This is a genomic window from Streptomyces sp. NPDC048211 (assembly GCF_043202315.1).
GTDB lineage: Bacteria > Actinomycetota > Actinomycetes > Streptomycetales > Streptomycetaceae > Streptomyces.
The window spans coordinates 57,199-75,263 of record NZ_JBIDAD010000021.1; the positions used below are offsets into that span (position 1 = coordinate 57,199).

The 18,065-nt window shown below is 69.4% G+C and carries 16 protein-coding genes, 2 pseudogenes and 1 riboswitch; of the genes and pseudogenes, 8 read left to right on the forward strand and 10 right to left on the reverse strand.

Features of this window, described 5'->3' with window-relative positions; genetic code table 11:
- Nucleotides 1-122 precede the first annotated feature (122 nt).
- A complete protein-coding gene (locus ACGFZA_RS39240; RefSeq protein WP_385278260.1) occupies nucleotides 123-2,555 on the forward strand; it encodes a glycoside hydrolase N-terminal domain-containing protein in 2,433 nt (810 codons plus the stop codon).
- A gap of 425 nt (nucleotides 2,556-2,980) precedes the next feature.
- Nucleotides 2,981-3,066: riboswitch (ZMP/ZTP riboswitch) on the forward strand.
- Between the two features lie 22 nt (nucleotides 3,067-3,088).
- The gene (locus tag ACGFZA_RS39245) at nucleotides 3,089-3,946 is read left to right on the forward strand and encodes a bifunctional 5,10-methylenetetrahydrofolate dehydrogenase/5,10-methenyltetrahydrofolate cyclohydrolase (protein ID WP_393685594.1); all 858 of its coding nucleotides are present in this window, start codon (nucleotides 3,089-3,091) and stop codon (nucleotides 3,944-3,946) included.
- Between the two features lie 14 nt (nucleotides 3,947-3,960).
- Here the strand turns inward: ACGFZA_RS39245 and ACGFZA_RS39250 are convergent, their stop codons facing one another.
- Together ACGFZA_RS39250 and ACGFZA_RS39255 are read right to left on the reverse strand one after the other, a co-directional pair.
- Nucleotides 3,961-6,708 carry a molybdopterin-dependent oxidoreductase gene (locus ACGFZA_RS39250; RefSeq protein ID WP_393685568.1) on the reverse strand — a complete coding sequence of 916 codons (2,748 nt, stop codon included), beginning with the start codon at nucleotides 6,706-6,708 and terminating at the stop codon, nucleotides 3,961-3,963.
- The gene (locus tag ACGFZA_RS39255) at nucleotides 6,705-7,526 is read right to left on the reverse strand and encodes an FAD binding domain-containing protein (protein ID WP_393685570.1); all 822 of its coding nucleotides are present in this window, start codon (nucleotides 7,524-7,526) and stop codon (nucleotides 6,705-6,707) included. The genes ACGFZA_RS39250 and ACGFZA_RS39255 overlap by 4 nt, the downstream gene beginning before the upstream one ends.
- A 214-nt stretch (nucleotides 7,527-7,740) precedes the next feature.
- On the opposite strand from ACGFZA_RS39255, the gene ACGFZA_RS39260 reads away from it, so the two are divergent.
- Both ACGFZA_RS39260 and ACGFZA_RS39265 read left to right on the forward strand, forming a co-directional pair.
- The gene (locus ACGFZA_RS39260; protein WP_393685572.1) at nucleotides 7,741-9,294 is read left to right on the forward strand and encodes a PucR family transcriptional regulator; all 1,554 of its coding nucleotides are present in this window, start codon (nucleotides 7,741-7,743) and stop codon (nucleotides 9,292-9,294) included.
- Between the two features lie 865 nt (nucleotides 9,295-10,159).
- Nucleotides 10,160-10,645 carry a lamin tail domain-containing protein gene (locus ACGFZA_RS39265; RefSeq protein ID WP_393685596.1) on the forward strand — a complete coding sequence of 162 codons (486 nt, stop codon included), beginning with the start codon at nucleotides 10,160-10,162 and terminating at the stop codon, nucleotides 10,643-10,645.
- Nucleotides 10,646-11,022: 377 nt separating this feature from the next.
- On the opposite strand, the gene ACGFZA_RS39270 is transcribed toward ACGFZA_RS39265, so the two are convergent.
- Nucleotides 11,023-11,196: a hypothetical protein gene (locus ACGFZA_RS39270; protein ID WP_393685574.1), complete on the reverse strand. Its 174-nt coding sequence runs from the start codon at nucleotides 11,194-11,196 to the stop codon at nucleotides 11,023-11,025.
- A 231-nt stretch (nucleotides 11,197-11,427) separates the two neighbouring features.
- Between ACGFZA_RS39270 and ACGFZA_RS39275 the strand changes: the two genes are divergently transcribed.
- Together ACGFZA_RS39275 and ACGFZA_RS39280 are read left to right on the forward strand one after the other, a co-directional pair.
- Nucleotides 11,428-11,742 carry a hypothetical protein gene (locus ACGFZA_RS39275; protein ID WP_393685576.1) on the forward strand — a complete coding sequence of 105 codons (315 nt, stop codon included), beginning with the start codon at nucleotides 11,428-11,430 and terminating at the stop codon, nucleotides 11,740-11,742.
- Between the two features lie 242 nt (nucleotides 11,743-11,984).
- Nucleotides 11,985-12,197: an EF-hand domain-containing protein gene (locus ACGFZA_RS39280; protein ID WP_385278248.1), complete on the forward strand. Its 213-nt coding sequence runs from the start codon at nucleotides 11,985-11,987 to the stop codon at nucleotides 12,195-12,197.
- A gap of 345 nt (nucleotides 12,198-12,542) precedes the next feature.
- Here ACGFZA_RS39280 and ACGFZA_RS39285 read toward each other — a convergent pair whose 3' ends face one another.
- The 6 genes and pseudogenes from ACGFZA_RS39285 to ACGFZA_RS39310 form a co-directional block, all read right to left on the reverse strand.
- Nucleotides 12,543-12,740, reverse strand: a complete 198-nt coding sequence (locus ACGFZA_RS39285; RefSeq protein ID WP_393685602.1) for a hypothetical protein — start codon at nucleotides 12,738-12,740, stop codon at nucleotides 12,543-12,545.
- A gap of 10 nt (nucleotides 12,741-12,750) precedes the next feature.
- Nucleotides 12,751-12,840: pseudogene (locus ACGFZA_RS39290) on the reverse strand (hypothetical protein); the annotation flags it as partial.
- 130 nt (nucleotides 12,841-12,970) lie between these two features.
- The gene (locus ACGFZA_RS39295) at nucleotides 12,971-13,804 is read right to left on the reverse strand and encodes a multicopper oxidase family protein (RefSeq protein ID WP_393685579.1); all 834 of its coding nucleotides are present in this window, start codon (nucleotides 13,802-13,804) and stop codon (nucleotides 12,971-12,973) included.
- Between the two features lie 6 nt (nucleotides 13,805-13,810).
- Nucleotides 13,811-14,239 carry a multicopper oxidase domain-containing protein gene (locus ACGFZA_RS39300; protein ID WP_393685598.1) on the reverse strand — a complete coding sequence of 143 codons (429 nt, stop codon included), beginning with the start codon at nucleotides 14,237-14,239 and terminating at the stop codon, nucleotides 13,811-13,813.
- A gap of 68 nt (nucleotides 14,240-14,307) precedes the next feature.
- Nucleotides 14,308-14,625, reverse strand: a pseudogene (locus ACGFZA_RS39305) (hypothetical protein); the annotation flags it as partial.
- 583 nt (nucleotides 14,626-15,208) lie between these two features.
- Nucleotides 15,209-15,589 (reverse strand): YybH family protein, encoded by a 381-nt coding sequence (locus ACGFZA_RS39310; RefSeq protein WP_393685581.1) that lies wholly within the window; start codon nucleotides 15,587-15,589, stop codon nucleotides 15,209-15,211.
- A 69-nt stretch (nucleotides 15,590-15,658) separates the two neighbouring features.
- On the opposite strand from ACGFZA_RS39310, the gene ACGFZA_RS39315 reads away from it, so the two are divergent.
- Nucleotides 15,659-16,069, forward strand: a complete 411-nt coding sequence (locus ACGFZA_RS39315; protein ID WP_393685583.1) for a winged helix-turn-helix transcriptional regulator — start codon at nucleotides 15,659-15,661, stop codon at nucleotides 16,067-16,069.
- Between the two features lie 271 nt (nucleotides 16,070-16,340).
- Here ACGFZA_RS39315 and ACGFZA_RS39320 read toward each other — a convergent pair whose 3' ends face one another.
- Nucleotides 16,341-17,147: an SMI1/KNR4 family protein gene (locus ACGFZA_RS39320; RefSeq protein WP_393685585.1), complete on the reverse strand. Its 807-nt coding sequence runs from the start codon at nucleotides 17,145-17,147 to the stop codon at nucleotides 16,341-16,343.
- A 163-nt stretch (nucleotides 17,148-17,310) separates the two neighbouring features.
- Between ACGFZA_RS39320 and ACGFZA_RS39325 the strand changes: the two genes are divergently transcribed.
- The gene (locus ACGFZA_RS39325) at nucleotides 17,311-17,832 is read left to right on the forward strand and encodes a hypothetical protein (protein ID WP_393685587.1); all 522 of its coding nucleotides are present in this window, start codon (nucleotides 17,311-17,313) and stop codon (nucleotides 17,830-17,832) included.
- The last annotated feature ends 233 nt before the right edge of the window (nucleotides 17,833-18,065 follow it).

Here is an 18,065-nt window from a genome sequence, read left to right on the forward strand (position 1 = left end):
CCCCGGGACCGGCGACGGCCCCCGCCCGTACGGGCCCGTACCTCCGCACCCCGGGGCGGGAGGCGGCCGCGCTCCCCGCCCCGTCACCCGCCCGCACCGCACCCCACATCTGGAGGCACCCCATGTCCGAGTTGTCCCGGCGCAACGTCCTGGCCGTTGCCGGAGCATCCGCGGCGTCGATGGCCCTGAGCGCCGGAAGCGCGCAGGCGGCCGGTGCGGCCGGTGACGCCGCGCCGGCGGCCGGCGGCTCCGTGCACGGACCCAACCCCATGCGCCTGTGGTACCGGTCCCCGGCGGCGGAATGGCTCGAGGCGCTCCCGGTCGGCAACGGCCGGATCGGCGCCATGGTCTTCGGCGGCACCGACACCGAACGGCTCCAGCTCAACGAGGACAGCGTGTGGGCCGGAGGCCCGCACGACTACGTCCGTCCCGGTGCCGGAACACACCTGGACGAGATCCGCCGCCTGGTGGTGGAGGAGAAGTGGAACCAGGCGCAGCGGCTCATCGACACCGACTTCATCGGCAGCCCCTCCGAGCAGGTCGCCTACCAGGTGCTCGGCGACCTCGAACTCGCCTTCGACACCGCGGGTGAGGTGACCGACTACGAACGCGAGCTGGACCTGGAGACCGCCGTCGTACGCACCGGCTACACGCGCGCCGGAGTCCGCCATGTGCGAGAGGTCTTCGCCAGCAGCCCCGACCAGGTCATCGTCGTACGGATGACCGCCGACACACCGGGAGCCATCGGTTTCACCGCGCGCTTCACCACTCCGCAGCGGGCGACCGTCGCCACCGTGGACGCGCACACCGTCGCACTCGACGGGGTCAGCGGCGACTGGTACGGCCTGCCCGGGTCCGTGCGCTTCCGTGCGCTCGCCCGGGCGCGGACCGAGGGGGGCCGCGTGTCCACCGCCGACGGCGCGCTGACCGTCGAGGGAGCCGACAGCGTGACCCTGCTGATCTCCATGGCGACCAGTTACCGCAACTACCTGGACGCCGGAGCCGACCCCAAGGACCGGGCCCGCCGCCACCTCGCCCCGGCGGCCGTCCGGTCGTACGATCACCTGCGCTCCCGGCACGTGGGCGACTACCGGCGACTGTTCTCCCGGGTCGCCATCGATCTGGGCCCCTCGGAGCGCACCGCTCTGCCCACCAACGAGCGCATCCCGCTCTTCTCGGACGGCAAGGACCCGCAGTTCGCCGCCCTGTACTTCCAGTACGGGCGCTACCTGCTGGCCTCCTGCTCCCGGACACCCGGTCAGCCGGCCAACCTCCAGGGCCTGTGGAACGACAGCCTCAACCCGGCCTGGGAGTCCAAGTACACCGTCAACATCAACTTCGAGATGAACTACTGGCCGGCCGGCCCCGCCAACCTGGCGGAGTGCTGGGACCCGGCCGTGCAGATGGTCCACGAACTGGCCGAGTCCGGTACCCGTACCGCCAAAGCCATGTACGACGCGCCCGGCTGGGTGCTGCACCACAACACGGACGGCTGGCGGGGGACCGCGCCCGTGGACGCCGCGCAGTACGGCATGTGGCCGACCGGTGGCGCCTGGCTCTGCCTGATGCTCTGGGACCACTACCGCTTCACGGGCGACCGGGGCGAGCTGAGCCGCAACTACCCGGTGATGAAGGGCGCGGTCGAGTTCTTCGCCAACACGCTCGTCGTGGACGCGAAGACCGGCTGGCTCGTCACCAACCCCTCGCAGTCCCCCGAGGTCACCCATCACCAGGACGAGGGCGAGAGCGTCAGCATCTGTGCCGGTCCCACCATCGACATGCAGCTCCTGCGGGACCTGTTCGACGCCTACCGGAAGGCCGCCCGGGAACTGGGCCGGGACCCCGGATTCGTCGAGCGGGTCAGTGAGATCCGCGACCGCCTCGCGCCCACGAGGGTCGGGTACCTCGGCCAGATCCAGGAGTGGCTGGAGGACTGGGAGGAGGCCGCGCTGGTCCGCAGCCGTCATGTGTCCCACCTCTACGGCGTCTTCCCGAGCGCGCAGATCAATCCGCGCACGACTCCCGAACTCGCCGCCGCCGCGGTGAAGAGCCTGGAACTGCGCGGAACGGCAGGTCAGGGATGGTCCCTCGCCTGGAAGATCAACATGTGGGCCAGGCTCCTGGACCCGGCACGGGCCTACAAGCACCTGGCGGACCTGCTCACCCCCGCGCGCACCGCCCCCAATCTCTTCGACCTGCACCCGCCGTTCCAGATCGACGGAAACTTCGGCGGGATCTCCGGCATCACGGAGATGCTGCTGCAGAGCCACGCCGAGGAGATCGCCCTGCTGCCGGCGCTTCCCGCGTCCTGGCCCTCCGGCTCCTTCCGAGGGCTGCGGGCCAGGGGCGGATTCGAGGTCGACCTCGCCTGGACGGCGGACGGGATCACGCACGCCGAGGTGCGCTCGCTGCTCGGCAACCCGGTGCGTGTCCGGACCCCGCACCCGGTGGACGTCGGGGGCGCCGGAGTCGACCGGCCGGAGGAGTGCGTGGTGTCCTTCGATACCCGCCGCGGCGGCCGGTACCTGCTGACCGCCCGGCCCACGGGGCACTGACGCGGGGGAGCGGGCCACCGGGCCGACGGCGCGACGACGAGCCGCGCCGCGGCCCGGCTCCGGGCTCCCCGGGGCCTGCGGATCACGTCTGCGCCCTCACGCCGCAGAACGGTCACTGACTTCCCGCACCGGCGTGGGCACTCAGGACATCTGCCCATCCGGCTCCGCGTAGGCACAGCGATTCGGCCGGTATGCCAACGCCCGCCCGGAAAGGGGGAGGACTGGGAGCCATGGACACCATGTGTCAGTTCGAGAATTGAGTAGAGACCTGTGAGGAGGAAGGTAAAGGTCGGCACTCCGTACGCCCCAGGCATGCGGGAGGTCGCGTCGCGCCTGACGGCTACATGATGACCGCCCGTTGCTGGGGGCGGGACGGGAAGCCGGCCGGGACCATCGTGCGTGAAGTGGTGCACGCACTACAGTGCGGTGTGGGCCGTGACTGGCGCTGAGGTGGAGAACCACCGGGGAGCGGTCTGACGAGATGTCATTGCCGTGCGCCTGGGCGAGTGGTCAGCAACGCCTGGAGAGCAATGATGCCCGCGACTCAGACAGCCCAGCTCATGGACGGCACCGGTCTCGCCAAATCCATCGTCGAAGGGGCTGCGGCCAAGGCGATGGAGATCTCGCGGCGCACGGGTTCCGGTCCCTGTCTGGCGACGGTGCTGGTGGGGGAGGATCCCGCGTCGGCCACGTATGTCCGCATGAAGCGCGCGCGGTGCGCGAAGGCTGGGATCCAGTCCCGGCATATCGGACTGCCGGCCACCACCACGACCGCCGAACTGATCGATACCCTCGCCGGCCTGTCCGGTGATCCGGAAGTCCACGGGATCCTGCTTCAGCATCCTTGCGGCCCGCACATCGACGAGCGAGCGGCATTCGAGGCCATTGCCCCGGAGAAGGATGTCGACGGGGTCACGATGCATTCCTTCGCCGCGATGAGCTTCGCGCTGCCGGGCTTCGTGTCCTGCACTCCCGGCGGGATCATGCGGCTGTTGGAGGCATACGACGTCGATCTCGTCGGCAAGCACGCGGTCGTGGTGGGCCGCAGTGCGATTCTCGGCAAGCCGGCAGGGATGCTCCTTCTCGCAAGGGATGCAACGGTGACGTACTGCCACTCACGCACAGCGGACCTGCCGGAGATCGTCCGGGAAGCGGACGTCGTGGTAGCGGCCGTGGGGAGGCCCCGGCTGATCCGGGGCGAGGACATCAAGCCCGGAGCGGTGGTGATCGACGCCGGATACAACCCGGGCAACGTCGGAGACGTGGGGTTCGAGACCGCCCGCACCCGCGCCCGTCTGATCACTCCCGTGCCCGGCGGCGTCGGACCCATGACCATCGCCGTCCTGCTCGCGCAGACCGTGGAAGCCGCAGCGAACCAACTCGGCTTCTGAGAGCACTGAAGCGGCTATGAGGAGCCGCTCGCCCTGGGGTGATCCGGCCGACCGGACTGGTGGAGAGCGAGCCAGATGCGGTCGCGGGTCAGGGGGAGTCGGGTGAAGCGGATGCCGGTGGCGTCCCGCAGGGCGTTGGCGAAGGCGGGGGCGACCGGGTTGAACGGGCTCTCGCTCATGGACTTGGCGCCCAGCGGCCCGATGGCGTCCGCGGTCTCCATGAAGTGGACCTCGGTGCGGGGGACGTCGGCGTACTGGGGGAGCCGGTAGCGGCGGAAGGCGGCGGTTTCCACTGCGCCGCGGGCATCGACGCGCACACTCTCGAAGAGGGTGGCGCCGAGTGCCTGGGCGACCCCGCCCTCGACCTGCCCCCGGCACTGCATGGGGTTCATGACCTTGCCCGCGTCAGCCGCGTGCACGCTGCGCAGGATACGGACTTCGCCGGTGCCGGGGTCGACGGCGACCCGGAACCACTGGGCGTTGAAGGCGACCGAGCGTGGGGTGCCGCCGAAGTGGCCGTCGGCGGCGAACTCGACCCCGACCGCCCGGCCGGCCGCGTACAACTCCTTCAGAAGGAGGCGTCCGCCCGGGTGGAGCACCGCCTCTTCCGCCAGCCGGCAGTCGGCGCGTGGGACATGCAGGTGGGCGGCGGCGAAGTCGAGGAGCAGGTCGGCCAGGGCGCGGGTGGCGCGCAGGGTTGCCTTGCCCGCGACCACCACGCCGGTCGAGGCGAAGGCCCCCGTGTCGTGGCGCACGACGTCCGTGTCGGACTGGCGGACGGTGATCCGCTCGACGGTGGTCGACAGTTCGCCCGCCGCGATCTGCCGGTGCACGGTTGTCGTGCCGTTGCCGAACTCGGCGGTGCCCACGGCGAGATCGAAGGCGCCGTCCGGCAGCAGGACCGCGCGGGCGTCGGCGAAGTGGCCGCCGGGCGGTCCGGTCGCGATCATCGCCAGCGCGGCCCCCTCGCCCACCAGCCAGCCGTGGGGTACGGGCTCGGTGACCTGTTCCGACCGGGCGCGGCGGACGATGCCCAGACACTGGTCGAGGCCGTAACTTGCGATGTGCAGGTCCTCCTCCTCGCCGCCCGGGGAGAGCATGGGCTCGCCCGGTCCGATGATGTTCCGTTCCTTGAACTCCAGTGGATTCAGACCGAGTCGGCGGGCGAGCTCGTCGAGGGCGGACTCTACGGCGAACATCACCTGACCGAGCCCGTAGCCGCGGAAGGCGCCGGCCGGGACGGTGTGCGTGTAGACGGAGAACGCGTCGACCTTCTTGTGCGGGGCGCGGTACACGGCCGTCGACTCGCCGACACTGTGGAACATCACCGCCGGGCCGTGATTGCCGTAGGCGCCCGTGTTGGAGACGACACGCAGTTGCAGCGCGGTGAGGGTGCCGTCGCGGCGAGCGCCGAGCTTCACGCGGATGGTGAAGGGGTGGCGGGTGGTGGCACCGTAGAACTGCTCGGCACGGGTGTACTCCAGTTTCACCGGCCGGCGGAGGCGCAGAGTGGCCAGTGCGACGATGTCCTCGACGAGCATCTCCTGCTTGCCGCCGAAGCCTCCGCCGACCCGGCCCGCCTCGACCCTGACCTTGTCTTCGGGCAGGTCGTAAAGGGCGCACAGGGCCCGGCGGGTGAGGAACGGGGTCTGCGTGCTGGACCGTACGACCAGTCGCCCGTCCTCGTCGAGCCAGGCCACCGCGCCGTGCGTCTCCAGACTGGCGTGCTGGACGCGCTGGGTGTGGAAGGTCTCCTCGTACACGGCGTCGGCGTCGGCGAAGCCCGCCTCGACGTCGCCGATCTCGCCGTGGGCCTCGCCGACGACATTGGCGAGCGGGCGGGAGATCCGGGCGGTCGTCGCGTCCTTGTCGTGGACGACGGGTGCGCCCGGCTGCATCGCATCCTCCGGATCGAGGACGGCGGGCAGGACGTCGTACGTCACCTCGATGCGGCGACAGGCGTCCTCCGCGGCGGCTTCGCTCTCGGCGACGACGGCGGCGACGCGCTGGCCGATGTAGCGGACGGTGTCGTCGAGCACGCGGGTGTCGTCGGGGTCCTCCGTGGGGTGTTCGTGGCGGGCGGTGGAGAAGTGCCGTTCGGGGGCGTCGTAGTGGGTGAACACGGCGTGGACGCCGGGGACGCGCAGGGCGGCGGTGGTGTCGATGGCTGTGATGCGGGCGTGGGCGTGTAGGGAGCGCAGCAGTTTCATGTGCAACAGGCCCGGGACGTCGAGGTCGAAGGTGTAACGGGCCGTACCGGTGACGACCTGGGGGCCGGCGGGGGCGGGCAGGTTGCGCCCGACGCTCTCACCGGCCTCCGGAGCCTCGACGTGGCAGACGCCGCGCACCGCGTCCTCGATGGCCCGGTAGCCGGTGCAGCGACACAGGTTTCCCTTGAACGCCCGGGGGAGGTCGGCGAGCTGCTCCTCGTCGAGCGCCGCCGTCGTCATGAGGAAGCCGGCGGTGCAGAAGCCGCACTGGAAGCCCTGAGCGTCCAGGAACTTCCGCTGTACGGGGTGGAGTTCGCCATCTGGTGCGGCCAGGCCCTCGACGGTGGTGACCGTGCGGCCGTCGGCGCGGAAGGCAGGGTAGAGGCAGCTGTGCACGGGCTCGCCGTCGACGTGGACGGTGCATGCGCCGCAGTCTCCGGCGTCGCAGCCCTTCTTCACGCCGAACCAGCCGCGTTCGCGCAGGTAGGTGCGGAGGCACTGGCCCGGTTGCGGGTCCTCCTCGTGGCAGCGGCCGTTGACTTCGATCCTCATGCCGGCACCTCCGCGAGTTCCTGGCGGATCTCCTCCGCGTACCGGTATGCCATGTGACGCCGCCACTCCGGTAGCCCGTGGAGGTCGTCGAACCACTCGTCAGCGGCGACGGCGGACCCGATCGCCGCCCGTAGTGACTTGGCTGTCGGGGGCAACGGGAACCAGAGCCGCATCGGCCGCACGGTGGCCGCGGTGATGGTGACCGCCAGCGAACCGTCGACAGGGTCCAGCGTGCCGATGACCAGCACTCCGGAGCGCCCCAGCCCGTACAGGGATGCCTGCCGGAACGCCGTACGGCAGTCCAGCGCGCGGGCCGGCACGGTGACGGACCGCAGCAACTCGCCCTCGGCGAGGTCTTTGAGCCCTGCGCCGGTCACGAAGTCGGCGACGCGTACCTGGCGCCGCACACCGTCCTGGGCGAGCAACAGGCATTCCCCGTCCAGTGAGGCCGTCAGAGAGATCATCGGGCCCGCCGGGAGTGCGTTGCAGAGGTTCCCGCCGACGGTGGCCATGTTCCAGATCTTGAAGGAGGCCAGGAAGGCCCGGCAGCACTGCTCGACGAGCGGCGCCGCGTCGGCGTCGAGATCCTTCGCGAAGCGGGAGAGCCGGGCGATGGTGCAGGTGGCGGCGATCTCCAGGGAGCCGTCCGGGCGGAGTTCCACCGGTGTCCAGTCCGTCCGGCTCAGGTCGATCAGGCGGCGCAGGTGCGGCTGCGGTTCGGAGAACAGATAGGTGCCGCCGCCGAGCCAGGCGTCGCCCGGCCGCCAGGGCGCAGGTTGCCGGGCGTCCCGGATCTCAGCCACCGTGTTCAGGTCCATGAGCGTCAGTCAAGCAAGCCGGCCGGGCGAAAACGACTGGTTCACCACACGGAAACACACGCTTTCCCAGCCCGTTTCATGGACGATCATCCAAGAGGCATAGCGCCCGATTAGCCTTGCACTTACGATGCGATAACTCGTATCCACCTGGTGAATGCGAGATGCCGGGCACGCGCCCCCGTGCCCGGCAACCGCACAGAGAGCCAGAGCACACATGCACGTCGAACACCTCCTCAACGACGAGTCCCTCGGACTGCGCCCGCTCTGGGCCGATGACGCCCTCCTGCGCAACGAGATCAGCGGCGTGACCGTCACCGACCTGGAGCAACCCGCCCGCTTCGTGCGGCCCGGCGAGGTGGTGCTCACCGGACTGGTGTGGTGGACACCGGTGAAGGGCCAGGGGCGGGCGGAGCGATTCGTCTCCGCGCTCAAGCAGGCGGGCGCCGCAGTGCTGCTGGCAGGGGAAGAGACACGCGGCTCGGTCCCCGACGACGTGATCCAGGCGTGCGCGCGGCATGGCATACCCGTGGCCGCCGTACCCGCGCATGTGATGTTCCGGGCCGTCACCGAACGGGTCTACCTGCAGCAGTGGGGTGAGCTGAGCCGTCGGCACGCACTGCCGGAGCACATCCGCGACCGGCTGAGCCGCCTCGTTGCCCAGAACGCCGGTCCGGACGCGATCCTCACCACAGCCTTCGCCCACCTGGCGGACGCGGCCGTCGCCTACGTCCTCACCCCGGCCGGCCGCACTGTCTCGGCCACGAAGGGCGCGGACGCACTCGCCGCCCACGAGGCCGTGAGACTCCTGGCCGATGGCACCGGCGTCACGGTCCCCGTCGACTCCGACACCGCCTCCCCGTACGAACGCTGGCATCTGTATCTGCCCGACGCCGCTCCGCCCCGCTTGTTGCACGAGGTGGCCGCGGTCCTGAGCCACTGCCAGAAGAGACAGGCCCGGCACCGGGCCGCTGAACACCAGGCAGCTGAGGACCTCGGCGCGCTTCTTGCCGGAGCCGACGGCGACGCGACCGGTGTCGAGGACAGGCTGCGGGCCGCTGGGCTGCCGGCCCACGGCCCCTATCGCGTCATCACCGCCGCCACGGGTGAGCGTCGGCCGGGGCGGGCGGCGGCGGCACTCGACGAGGCGCTCGCCTGCTCCGGGCCCGGGCCCGCTGCCGTCGGGCGCCTCCCGGACGGTACCGCCTTCGCGGTGGTGCCGGAGGCGGCCGTGGCCGTGCGACTCGCCGAGATCTGGTCGCGCGTTGCCGCCGGCGACCCGCTGGTGCCGTTGCACGGCGGCATCGGATCACCGGCTGCCGGTCCCGACGGCCTGGCCGGAGCCCTGGCCGAGTCCCGCTACGCTCTGGCCTCGGCCCGCAGCACCGCTCCGGACACCTCGCTCCTGACCGACGCCTCGGCCCTCACCAGCCTCGGTACCCTGCTGAGCGGCGTTCCGGCCGAGGTCCGCACCGTATACAGCCGCACCGTCCTCGGGCCCCTGCTCGACATCGGGAGCGCGTCCGCCGCCCCGCTCCTGGAGACCCTGAGGACATTCCTGGCCTGCGACGGATCATGGGCGCGCACGGCGGAAGCCCTGCACCTTCACGTCAACACCGTCCACTACCGGGTCCGGCGCATCGAGCACTTCACCGGCCGGGACCTGTCCCGGCTCACCGACCGCCTCGACCTGTCGACCGCTCTGCTGTGCCATGCCGATGGCGTCATGAGTGATCGGTGTGCACGCTCGTCGGCTGCAACCGCCCGGTGACCGAGGCTCCGACCGAGAGGCCCCACTCTTCGACCGCCTGGCGGGTGCCCGGCGATACCAGCCGGTGGGGACCGGATTGAACTGCGTCCTCCGACCCCGACCGGAGGCATAGCAGGACCGGATCGAGGAGATCCTGGGCCGCCTCCCTGACCGGGTCTTCGCGTGAGACGAACTCGGCCGGCAGGGCGCGGTGAGTTCCCCCGCGGTACGGCGTTCGCACCGGGCAGCTGAGCCCGAAGGGCTCGCCCCCCGGTGGCCTGGTTTGTCGCGCTGCGGTCGCCGGCCCTGCTGCGGGTCCGGAGCTTCAGCAGCGCACGGTCGAGCTGATCCGACAGCTTCGAGGGTGCCCGGGGGAGGGGGCAACGCGCACCGTCTGTCGGCCGGGTGGCCCTGGGGGTGTGCGGGATCTGTAAGCCCCCGTGGAGGCAGACGTTCGCGGGATCGGGTGTGTGCGGGACGGGAGGGTACGGCCGGCGCTTCGGTGAACCGTCTCGCACGCTCGGACGACAGCGAGCCATGCGTGCGAAGAAACGTGCGGAGTGGTCGTTACGAAGATGGGGTGGGCCGTGCGGGTGGTGCGCCGGTTGGCGCCCCGGGATGTACGCCGGGGTATGGAAGGGCTTGCTGTTGATGGTTGAACGGGTGGGTGTAGCGGTCAGTGAATGTCAGGGCCACGTCTGCCGCATATGCGTGCCGGTTGCAGATGAGAGTTGCGGAAATGTCCCTAATTGGTAACCGGGTCGGGTATGCCTGTCGCGGGCCGGTTGTTCGGCGCAGTGTTCTGGTTCTCGGCCCGGGACGGGTCGAGACGGTTCCGCCCGCTACCGGCTGCTGCCGGCTGGCAGGGCACTGTTCTTGAGGAGACATCACCTTGTCTGCTTCTTCGGCTACCCGCCGTATCGCCGCGACCGTGCTTACGGCCGGTGCTCTCGTTTCGGCCGTCGCGCTGCCGGCGTCCGCGCAGGACCATGACCGCCACCACTCCCAGGCCCGGGTCGTGATCAGCGACGTCCAGGCCGACAGCCCCGGACGTGACAACGGCTCCAACCGGTCCCTGAACCGTGAGTGGATCGAAATCACCAACCAGAGCCGCCGCGCGGTGAACCTGGACGGCTGGACCCTGCGCAGCAGTGACGGCAACCGCTACCGCTTCGACGACGTCCGCCTCGCCGGCCACGCCACCGTCCGCGTACACACCGGCATCGGTCGCGACACCCGCACCGACCTCTACCAGGACCGGCACCACTACGTCTGGGACAACTACTCCGACACCGCCACCCTGCGCGACGATCGGGGTCGCACCGTCGACACCGAATCCTGGGGCCGAGGCCGTGGACACCACCACCGCTGAACCCAGGACACGAAACCGAGGACAGTGAAGGGCTGACTGCCGCCCCACGGCAGACGTCTCTTCACTCTCCTCTCCAGGGGTCCGGGCAGCCGCCCTGCCCGGACCCCTACCCCGGCCGTCCCAACTCGCCGACCGGCCCGGAGCCCGGGCATCGTGTTCCGGCCCCCGAGGCCGCCGTCACCCGGAAGCCGCTTCTTCCGGGTCTTTCCGCTGGGTTCGTCGCCATACCGCCGGGATCGAGGCGGGCGTCGCGGACGCGACGGGTCAACTGGACCGTTGACGGCTGCGTGATCAGGTCGCAGCGCCTTCCCGAACGGGGGGCGGGGCGGCTGAACGTCGGTCTCTACGAGGCATGCCGGCCCGGTCCGCAGGCGTTGTCAGAGGTGATCACGTGCGCGCCCGCTGGTGATGTGCTCGTGTGGCCAGCCGCTCTCCTCGATCGGCTGCCCGTGCAGGGGTCCGCCGGTCAGCTCGCGGTAGTCGTGGCCGGGCCGCGGCCCTGGTGCCGGGGCCTCATGCTCGGCGCCGTACACCCTTGGTGCCTGTGTCATGCGGCCGGTCTGGCGCGGCGCGATCCCGCCGCCACCGATCGGCGCGACTTCACCGGCAGGGTGCACAACTGAAGGAATGCCATGTGTGGGGCGACGAACCGCGACGAGGGGTCTCAGCAGGTCGGGCTGCTGTGCCGATGTGAGCGAAACGGGGGTCACCTCTCCCTCGGCAGAGTGATCTTTGAGCGGGGGAGACCGTGCTGCCGCGGTGATGTTGGATTGGATCAAGTTATGAACTTTCGACGTGTTACCACGGTGCTGGGTGCGGCCGCCGCCGCAATCCTCCTGTCCGTCGCGGTTCCTGCCTCGGCGCAGGCTGCGGAGGGAACACTCACCATCGACGCCACCACGTACCAGGATCCGGCCGACGGCTGTCTGAACGTCGGCGGGCCTCCTGCGCCGAGGCACTTCGTCGCCAACGACACCGGCGTCCCGGTTCTTCTCTACCCGGGCACGGACTGCCAGGGCCGTCCGGATCGCCTTGTGCTGCCCGGGGACGGGGACTTCACGCGGTTTGAATCCGTTCGCGTCGGACTGCCCGACTGACTCGACAACGAGCGGCCGGACCCCGGTCGCTGAACCTCACCCAGGAACCGGAGGCGGGGCGCCCGTGCGTCAACTCCCGCGGGACGAGTATCTGGTTCGACAACCGTGGGGCGACGTCGTCAGCCGGTGTACAGAACTGCGCTGAACCCACCCGGCTCCCGACCCGGTTTGCACGACACCGGTGCCCTTGCGGCGGCACCGCCGTACCCGACATGCGAACGACAGACAGGCAGGAAGACACTATGGGCAAGCTGACCGAGGCCGAGGCCAAGGAGCTTTTCGACACGATCGACACGGACGGAGACGGAGAGATCCGACTGCGGGAACTGAGGGACTACGGCCAGGCACACTCCGGCACCGTCCAGGACATCAAGCTCGCCGACCTCGTGCGCGGCGCCGATTCCGACGGCGACCGGAGGATCACGCTGGCCGAGTTCACGTCCTTCCTCGCCTGATAAGGCGCCGTCTGCCCCGATGGGCAGGGACTACGTTCGGTGTTACAGACGCCGGCCTCCACGGCCTCGCAGTTTCGGCGCGGTAGCACGCACTGCGAGGGCGACGATCCCGCAGGGCGTCGGGTGCGGCGGTCGGCGCGTCGTGTCGACCGCCGCACCCCCGGTCTCCCTGATTGCCGGTGAACGGGAGGCGGCGTTCGGAGCGCGAGCATCAGACGCCGGCGTGCTCAGCCGGCAGTGCCTGGCGCGGGCGGCACCAGCGGCGCAGGGCCGCTGGTGCCGCCCGCGCTGTGGGTCTCAGCCGTAGAAAGGCCAGTTGCCGCGGATGGGCTTGGGGTAGCCGGGTCAGGTCGGTTCGGTCGCGGCCAGGTCGTAGCGCACGTACTGGTCGTCCTCGAACAGGTAGCCGACGGTCGGCCTGTCCCGGCGGTTCAGCGCGGCGTCGACTCCGCGGGTGAAGGAGTGCGGTAGTCCCGGCCAGTTCCCGGCGATCTCCCTTCGGCCCGGCCACCCCCTGGTCGGCCTTGAGGTCGTAGCGCACATACTGCCGGTCCCTGAAGAACCAGGCGATGTGTCCGTCGTCCTCGGACCGCAGCACAGCGTCGATCCGACGGTAGAACCTTTCCTGCAACTCGGTCGTCATGCGAAATCCTCCAGCATTGCCGTGACGGATGAACCGTGCCGTCGCGGCAGTCGGCCCGGTTCACCCGGGCCGGATCCGTCGGGCAGTCCACACCTGGAACTGCTCCCTCGCTATTTTCGGTACACCCAGGTCACACGATGGTGTGGCCGACTCTCAGCCGTCCTTGGGTTCCCTGGCCGAAGTCCGGGACGTAGTCGACGGTCTGCATCATGCCGAGGTCTTCGTGGTGGAGCTGGTGGCAGTGCGCGATGGTGCGACCGGTGAAGTGTTCGTACGTGACGAGGAAGGTGACGGCCTGGCCGGGGGGACCTCCGGCCAGGCCGATGGTGTCGTGCCAGACGGGTGATTCCAGCCGTTCGCCGTTGCGGTGGGTGAGGAGGACCTGGTTGGTGTGGAGGTGAAAGGGGTGGTTGAACGCGTGCACGGTCTCGTCGGTGCGGACGGTCCATCGTTCGGTGGTGCCCAGGCGCAGGGTGTGGTTGGTGTAATCGGGGCTGAACAGCCCGTGGGCCGGGTCGCGGGTGAGATCACCGTTCGGGTCGGCCGCCGGGGTCGCGTTACTGCCCAGGATGCGGAAGGCGTTGGGGAAGGCCCCTGGGAAGACGCCGGGATCGGCGTGGAAGACGACCTCCCGGTCAGCCTCGGGGTTGATGATGTCACTCTCGTCGATGAACGGCCTGCCTGCCGGCAGGGGGACGGGCAGCCCCATGGCCGGTTCGAGGGGCGGGCCCGTCACCTCGATCGTCATCAGCGGTCCGGGTACCGCCTCTGCCCGGAGTTCGTACCTCCCGGGCCGAGCGCCCCGGATCAGGACGTCGGCGCGGTTGCCCATGACCAGCTCCACCGTCTCCCGCCTGACCGGTTCAGCGAAGGTGACGCCGTCCTGCGCGATCTGGTGCACCGTCATTCGGCCGTCGTGTCCGGTGACGGTGAGACGCAGTGCGGTGAACGCGGTCGCGGCCACCAGCCGTCACCGCTGGACCGCCCCGGGGCGCAGGGTGATCGTGGGATTGACCGTCCCGTTGACGGTGAAAACGGACGGGACGCCCGCCACCCAATTGCCCGCAGTGAATGCGGGGACCTTGCCGTCCCTGACTTTGAGTTCGTTCATACAGACGACGACGTCGGCAGCCGCCTTGATCTCCGGGACCTCGTCGACATCGCCTTCGACGACGATCACACCCGCCATGCCCCCGACGATCTGCTCGGCGATGGAGCCATGCAGATGCGGGTGGTACCAGTAGGTGCCGGCCGGGTGGTCGTCCGGGACGTGGATGGTCGTGACGTACCGCGGTTCTGCGGCGCCGGCCGCGGCCTCGTCGGCGGTGCGCGGTGCGAACGCGCGCAGGACGTTGTCGGCGTACCCGGACGGGGAGACATGCATCCCGTGGGTGTGCAGATTGAAGCTGTTGGGGTGGGCGGCGTGTTGTGGCCGCCCTGGTGGGGCGGATTGGGCGGCAGACCGTTGATCTGGGTCAGCCGCAGAGTGTCCCCTCCGCGCAGACGCAGGGTCGGCCCCGGGATCGTCCCGTTGTAGGTGCGCGTGGTCACCGAGCCGTAGCCAGGAACGGCGACGTCGGTGAAGCGGACGTCGAGGACATGGTCGAGAACCCGCGAGGCCGAATTCGATCCGAGAGGCGTGACCACCAGGGGCTGCCGCGGAAGAGGTGCGGGCTGCGACGCCGTGGGCCGTCCGCTGAGGATTCCGCCGGTCGCCGCCGCGAGACCGGCGAAGGGGATGGCCTTGAGTACCGATCGGCGAGCAATTCCGCCATTTTGTCCCATGTATCAATAATCTAGATCAACTCGGCCTGAGAGGACCGGATGGCCACGCCATGCGGCACCTGAACGCATGGCGGCGGCATCATCGAGGTGGTGTACGGCGGGTCCGGGAACGCTGGTCGGGCTCCTTCTGTGCCGCATGTCAGGGGCCATCTCGTTGGACTTGTCTACGGGCCGGCCAGGGCGTGACACCCCCTACTTCATCCGCGTCGTGGAACGGCTCCGAGTCGCCCGGGTGGGCGCGGTGGGCGCTCAGGCACGCGGTCGGCCCACTCTGGCGGCACAAGGCGCCCTCGACGCGCTGCGGATATCCATACGTGGGCGGTCGCCAGATAGAGCACACCATCCCCGAACCGAAGGGCCGGAGTGCGCACCGCAGAAGGTGCGGCAGCAACGGCGGCCGGCCCACCGGTTTCGAGGACACGGTCGACAGGCGGCGCAACGAAAGTGAGCGACCCATCAAACACGATGAAGGACTTCCGGGCCGTGGCCACGCCACAGGTTCGCCAAAGGCGCCTGTGTCTTCCACGGGACCGTCATCGTCGCCGCGGTCAGACTCTGGCGCTGCTGATCATCCCCCGCCCCATCAGATCCCGCCGAAGGGACTGTCGATCACATAACGCCAGCAGCCGTCGAGTCCGCGTCGGGCCACATCCGTAGCGGTGCCCGACACCTTGCCTTCGATCTCCCAGTCCACGATCAACAGAGCGATGTCATCCGCGACATGAACGCGGCGTGGGCGTACGCAGATCGGCAGGCCGAGGCTGAGAAACGGGGCGTTCAGGCGGGCGATGTCGCCCGTACCGTACACGGCGTTCCCGGACTCGGGCACGAAGGCAGCCTCTGGCGCGTACAGCTCCTGAACTGCCTGAGCGTCACCGTCGTTGAAACGCTCGGCGAAGACGGCGGGCAGGTCCTGCGCGCGGGTCGGAAGCGGGCGAGCGGACTCAGCGCCGGGATATGTCATGGTGGCGTCTCCTGATTGCATACGTGTCGGGTGGGCGCCCGGAACACGGCAACGGTAGGAGACGCGCTCGTGACTCACCGAACGGTAAGCCATGTCTCGGCGGCTGCTCCGTCCCCCGGCCTGCCCGGCGACCGGCACACGCACGTCACCGCGCCCACACCGACCTGCCCCGTGGAGATCACCCTCGCAGCGCTCCACGGACGCTGGACCACACTCGTGGTGCGCGAGCTTCTGCGCCAAGAGCCTCTCCACTACAGCGACCTGGCCGCCTGCTTCCCCACGCTCTCCGACAAGGTACTCAGCGACCGGCTTACCCACCTCGTCTCGGTGGGCGTGGTGCAGAAACACCGCACGGCAGGGTGGCCGCCCACCGTCATATACCGACTCACGCCGCACGGCCGGCAGTTGGGCCCGGTGCTGCAGGCACTGTGGGACTGGGGCGCCGGCGCGCCGAATCAGGATCCGCCGGGCAGGTCCTGAAAAGGGGCTTCTGCTCGGAGCCTCTGTCCTGGCAGGAGTATGTCGAGCTGTCACGCCAGTTGTGAGCTGATGCGCGGGTGAGTCCTCGGCTCATGAGGTCGATCATCGCTGTGCTGATCATGGCTTCGGGGCGATGGCGGCGGGATTCGTAGTCGCGGCGAGGCGGCGGCGGTGCACGCGGCGGCCGAAGGTTCCGCGCTCCGAGCCGGCACGGACCTGAACTGCCGTCAAACGGGCATTTCTGCATGCAATGAGGGGATGGATCTCCCTTTCAGTCGCTCTCCCAGTAGTTCATGAACCAGTGCGTGTCGAAATAGCGGGTCATGGTGAACGGGTGGTGCGGGTCGACGAGGATGCGACACACAAACTGCGAGGCCGGGTAGTCGAAGGAGAGATCAATCTTGTTGTCGAAGGTCCGTACAACGACGGGCCAGCGGTTGGGGTCGTCGCCGTCAACCCGCCAGCAGTACAAGTCCTCGTGCTCCGTGCCCGCCCAGATGAGCAGGCCGTCCTCTCTGAGCTCCGTCCACGGCTCCTGGTTGAGACTCAGCCATGCGTCAAAGGCGCCCTCGCCGAACGTTTCGACCATGCGCTTGTAGTCGGCCGGGAGCGCGGTGCCCAGGCGCGACTCCACTTCCGCCCAGTGCGTGTCCGGGCGCTGGGCGGGCTGCGTCCAGCCGGTGATCCGTATGAGCCGGTCCACCCAGTCGATGTCCTCGTGCTCGTCCGTGGCGACCGCCACATGTTCTGGCACCTGTCTCTGAGCGACCGCCAGCACCGGCCGCACGATGCCCTCGTCGTCTCGCGCCGTGCCCGTTCCGACCCACTGATTGCCGTACGCCCACGCCCGTATCGTCACCGCCCGGTCCTTGAAGGGGGCGAGGAGCGACGTACCGCTGGAATCAGCGACCGTCGGGTCGGTGAAGCCGTCAAGGACGAGGGTGCGCGGGGCTCCGAACCTGCTGGCGAGAAGGTCGGTCAGAGCGTGCGGGTCCACATCGCAGGACAGGTACATGTAGCCGTCTGCCGAGCTGAGCCGAGCCAGCAAATCGTTGACGGTCGTCTGCGTGAGCTGCATGGCAGACAGTGAAGCGCACTGCTCTGACAACCGACGTGGTCAGACCCTTCCCCGGAAACGGGTATCTTCCGCGTCCTTTGGTTGCGCGACCCCGCCAGGATCCTGGCCCGTTGATTTGCCGGAACGAATCCCTCCCTGGCCATCCCTGACTAGTGTCCGTCGCATGACGCATACGGGGAAGGTTCAGGCGCGGCGGACGAGGCTGGCACTCGTCGGCGCGGCGGCGGCGGTGCTGGTGCTGGGTGTCGGCGGGGCGATTGCCGTGGCTGATGAAGATGGGGGACGCCACGGTTCGACTTCGGTATCGGAGGAGACACCGGGTGCGGAGACCGCCGGTGTCACGGGCGGCGGGGACACGGGCGGCGGGGACGGCAGCTCCGTCAGTGGTTCGGGTGGCACCGACGGGGGTTCCACCGATGGGGGCTCCGTCAGTGGTTCGGGTGGCACCGACGAGGGCTCCACCGACGGCAGCTCCGTCGGCACGAGTTCGGCGGGTTCGGTCGGGGGCGGCGAACCGTCGGGGTCCCCGACCGAACCCACGTCGCCTCCCACGGCTCCGCCGAGCCTGGAGGACATAGCGAAGCGCATTGACGGTCTGGAGAAGAAGGTGGATGAGCTGCCAACCAAGCAGGAGCTGGCAGATGCCCTTCGCGCCTTCGCCGACGCGTTGGAGCAGCAGGAGTAAGGCTTTGTAGGTGGTGTCGCAGGTCTGCCATGGGGTGGGTTGTCGGCAAGGGGGCAGGTTCGGGTCGGTTCGGGTCCAGCTGGTCAGTAGGTGTTGCGCCGGCCACCTGGACCGGAACCGAAGCCGAAAACGAGAGGACGGGACAGCCCTTACTGATCGTTTCAAAATGAGGTTCGGAGTCGTCTCAAGCAGATGATGCTGCAGGCGAGTTGGAGCAGTGCGAGGTGGAGGTC